The 335-nt window shown below is 70.7% G+C and carries 1 protein-coding gene; it reads right to left on the bottom strand.

The window, feature by feature from the left end; genetic code table 11:
* The coding region (locus F0Q45_RS27035) for a DUF222 domain-containing protein (RefSeq protein WP_149656702.1) at positions 1 to 335 on the bottom strand (335 nt) is incomplete at both ends.

Below are 335 nucleotides of genomic sequence, written 5' to 3'. Positions count from 1 at the left end.
CGCAAGAAGTCGCGGATCACCCGGATGTGGCCCTCACCGAGGCTGCCGGCGTGTTGGGCTGTGGCGGTGGCCGTCAGCTGGGGCGGCAACGACTCCCCCGTCAGCGCCCGCCGCGGGCCCAGATCGGCGGCCTCGCCCACCCGCCGGCTGGCTTCGGCGCGGGTGATTCGCAACCGGCAGGCCAAGGCTACGGGCAGCCGACCACCCAACTCCTGCTCGCTGGCTTGTTCGGCGAGCTGATTGATCAACACCTGCTGAGCGACCGGCAACCGGCGCGCCACTTGCTCGAGTCGCTCCAAGACGCGCAACCGCTCGGGCGTGGTCAGCGCCTCAAA

The organism is Mycobacterium simiae (assembly GCF_008370645.1).
Classification (GTDB): domain Bacteria; phylum Actinomycetota; class Actinomycetes; order Mycobacteriales; family Mycobacteriaceae; genus Mycobacterium; species Mycobacterium simiae_A.
This window is presented reverse-complemented; position numbering and strand designations above follow the sequence as displayed.